This is a genomic window from Pseudorhizobium flavum (assembly GCF_044142885.1).
GTDB lineage: Bacteria > Pseudomonadota > Alphaproteobacteria > Rhizobiales > Rhizobiaceae > Neorhizobium > Neorhizobium flavum.
In genome coordinates this window covers 540,001-542,837 of sequence record NZ_JBIOKZ010000003.1, presented here as the reverse complement: position 1 = coordinate 542,837, position 2,837 = coordinate 540,001, and the positions used below count along the sequence as shown (strand labels likewise).

General features: G+C 54.8%; 1 tRNA gene and 2 rRNA genes (1 of these 3 running past the window's edge). All 3 read right to left on the bottom strand.

The features are described from left to right. A tRNA-Met gene (locus tag ACEPP2_RS09490) sits at window positions 1–77 on the bottom strand. A gap of 213 nt (window positions 78–290) precedes the next feature. Further along, window positions 291–405: ribosomal RNA gene (gene rrf / locus ACEPP2_RS09485) — 5S ribosomal RNA — on the bottom strand. A 273-nt stretch (window positions 406–678) separates the two neighbouring features. After that, window positions 679–2,837 (bottom strand): 23S ribosomal RNA (locus ACEPP2_RS09480) (it continues 723 nt past the right edge of the window).

The following is a 2,837-nucleotide window of genomic DNA, read 5'->3' as shown; positions in this document are numbered from 1 at the left end:
TGGTTGCGGGGGCAGGATTTGAACCTGCGGCCTTCAGGTTATGAGCCTGACGAGCTACCGGGCTGCTCCACCCCGCGTCACCAAGAATACGGACTTTCCTGCCCGGGAGCGATGTCAGGCGTAGCCTGATGAGGTGAGGCCGTAAAGAGATCGATCCGGTGGATCGATCTTAGGCCGAACGGGCTGCTCCACCCCGCGTCACCTGTTTCGGGCGTTTGCCCGGAAGGGAGTTTTTCGTTTTTGAGAAGATTGTTTTGTCCGCTTATGTTTTGCGGCATTGCCTTTAATAGACCTGGCAGCGACCTACTCTCCCGCGTCTTGAGACGAAGTACCATTGGCGCTGGGGCGTTTCACGGCCGTGTTCGGAATGGGAACGGGTGCGGCCGCCCCGCCATGACCACCAGGTCGATTAAGGGCAATGAACCAACATTTCTGTTGGCATGTGTTGAGAAGCTGGATTTTGGTTCATCGCCTGATCTTGTCCTGGCGGGCTGATCGCAGCCTGCCGGCTGCTGCCCTGCGGACGGCCCGCCAAATGCTTGGCGACGGCCTTTGGCCTGTATGGCTGCCCGGCGCTCTGTCGAGCAAGGGAGCCAGACAAGCTGGCGATGGTCTTATGTGAACACGTCTGGCTGCATCTTAGCGTCTTGCGACGCGTGATGAGCATTATCAATGAGAACGATCAAGTCGATCGGGCTATTAGTAAGGCTAAGCTTCATGCATTGCTGCACGTCCACACGCCTCCTATCAACGTGGTCGTCTTCCACGGCCCTGATAGGGAATACTCGTTTTCAGGTGGGTTTCCCGCTTAGATGCCTTCAGCGGTTATCCCTTCCATATATAGCTACCCTGCTATGCCCTTGGCAGGACAACAGGTCCACCAGAGATATGTCCATCCCGGTCCTCTCGTACTAGGGACAGATCCTGTCAATATTCCTACACCCACGGCAGATAGGGACCGAACTGTCTCACGACGTTCTGAACCCAGCTCACGTACCGCTTTAATTGGCGAACAGCCAAACCCTTGGGACCTGCTCCAGCCCCAGGATGCGATGAGCCGACATCGAGGTGCCAAACAACCCCGTCGATATGGACTCTTGGGGGTCATCAGCCTGTTATCCCCGGCGTACCTTTTATCCGTTGAGCGATGGCCCTTCCACGCGGGACCACCGGATCACTATGACCGACTTTCGTCTCTGCTCGACTTGTCAGTCTCGCAGTCAGGCGGGCTTATGCCATTGCACTCGACGACCGATTTCCGACCGGTCTGAGCCCACCATCGCGCGCCTCCGTTACTCTTTCGGAGGCGACCGCCCCAGTCAAACTACCCACCATACACTGTCCCGGATCCGGATGACGGACCGCGGTTAGACATCCATGACGATAAGGGTGGTATTTCAAGGATGGCTCCACGAAGACTGGCGTCCCCGCTTCAAAGCCTACCACCTATCCTACACATGCCGACACGAATGCCAGTGTAAAGCTATAGTAAAGGTGCACGGGGTCTTTCCGTCTGACCGCAGGAACCCCGCATCTTCACGGGGAATTCAATTTCACTGAGTCTATGTTGGAGACAGCGGGGAAGTCGTTACGCCATTCGTGCAGGTCGGAACTTACCCGACAAGGAATTTCGCTACCTTAGGACCGTTATAGTTACGGCCGCCGTTTACTGGGGCTTCGATTCAAAGCTTGCACCTCTCCTCTTAACCTTCCAGCACCGGGCAGGCGTCAGACCCTATACGTCGTCTTTCGACTTCGCAGAGCCCTGTGTTTTTGATAAACAGTCGCTACCCCCTGGTCTGTGCCACCCCTTCCTGGTTGCCCAAAAAGGGGTCACGCTTCTTCCGAAGTTACGCGTGCAATTTGCCGAGTTCCTTCAACATAGTTCTCTCAAGCGCCTTGGTATACTCTACCTGACCACCTGTGTCGGTTTCGGGTACGGTCTATAATGATGGAGCTATTTCCTGGAACCTCTTCGCTGCACAACCAATCCAGTAAGGTTGAACAACACACGAGATCCGTCACTACCACCAGGCCCACGAATATTAACGTGGTTCCCATCGACTACGCATGTCTGCCTCGTCTTAGGGGCCGGCTAACCCTGCTCAGATTAACTTTAAGCAGGAACCCTTGGTCTTTCGGCGAGAGGGTCTCTCACCCTCTTTGTCGTTACTCATGTCAACATTCGCACTTCCGATACCTCCAGAGGCCCTCACGGGTCCTCCTTCACAGGCTTACGGAACGCTCCGCTACCACTTGCAGTAAACTGCAAATCCTCAGCTTCGGTGCATGGCTTTAGCCCCGTTACATTTTCGGCGCAAAGACCCTTATTTAGACCAGTGAGCTGTTACGCTTTCTTTAAATGATGGCTGCTTCTAAGCCAACATCCTGGTTGTTTTGGGATCCTCACATCCTTTCCCACTTAGCCATGACTTGGGGACCTTAGCTGGAGGTCAGGGTTGTTGCCCTCTTCACGACGGACGTTAGCACCCGCCGTGTGTCTGCCGACTAGTACTCCCCGGTATTCGGAGTTTGGTTAGGATCAGTAAGACGGTGAGTCCCCATAGCCCATCCAGTGCTCTACCCCCGGGGGTATTCGGTCGACGCTCTACCTAAATAGATTTCGCGGAGAACCAGCTATTTCCGAGTTTGATTGGCCTTTCACCCCTAGCCACAAGTCATCCCGATCTATTGCAACAGATATGGGTTCGGTCCTCCAGTTGGTGTTACCCAACCTTCAACCTGCTCATGGCTAGATCACTCGGTTTCGGGTCTAATGCAACATACTCAATCGCCCTGTTCAGACTCGCTTTCGCTGCGCCTACACCTACCGGCTT